Below are 825 nucleotides of genomic sequence, written 5' to 3' on the forward strand. Positions count from 1 at the left end.
GATATTATTAAAGCTCTTAAGATAATTTAACATTCGTCATTTCCCATAAGAATTTAATAAAATACTATATGGCTGACAGATAGATAAAAGACTAAGAAAAGAAAAGCAGACAAAAAAATACCATCGATAATAAAATTGGTTAAAAATGTTGCACGATGAAATTTAAATAAACTTGCAAAGCTAATAAATTAACACTTTTATATTCAAAAAAACTTAAATCACAAGTTAAGCTAATAAACAGTTTTAGCTATTTTAAATAAGCTCATTTTAAAAACCAAAATTTAGATTTATTGGTGATATAAAACTTTAAATCAATAGCTCCACTAACGCTCTTCACTTATTTATTTAAAATTTAGCGACGTAAAAAGACAATTAAGTATTTTTAGATAATGCTTGGAATCAATTCAATTCATCAAGTTTTAAAAAATAATTCCTTTTGTCAGGTCTATCATTTTTTAAATGCTTTAAAAATATTTTAGCAGTTTCCTCCGATGCATCCTCTCTTAGGCAACGTTCAACAAAGGATATATCTACAAATTCATCTGCTAACCCAGCACGGCCAAGATCTAAAAAATAAATTTCATTGAATTTATCTATAAAAATATTACTATCCGTGATATCGCCATGAGAAAAAACCAATCTTTCTTCAACACGAGTCTCAGTTAACTCATTCCATAGACTTAGGTAAGTTTTATGGTCTCCCCATAATTCAGCGTCAAAATCATCTTGATCTATATCGTCAAGGAGTTGGTTATCAATAAAAAATTTTGACTCTTTTAACCGATGATCAATGTTTGAAATAAATGGACAATCAATAATAGCAAC

The 825-nt window shown here is 27.5% G+C and carries 1 protein-coding gene; it reads right to left on the reverse strand.

The annotated features are described in order from the left end of the window. Window positions 1-399: 399 nt before the first annotated feature. Window positions 400-825, reverse strand: a 426-nt coding sequence (locus C9E89_RS22930) for a phosphotransferase (protein ID WP_147305755.1), incomplete at its 5' end; no start/stop codon positions are given.

This window comes from Acinetobacter sichuanensis, assembly GCF_003024515.2.
Lineage (GTDB): Bacteria > Pseudomonadota > Gammaproteobacteria > Pseudomonadales > Moraxellaceae > Acinetobacter > Acinetobacter sichuanensis.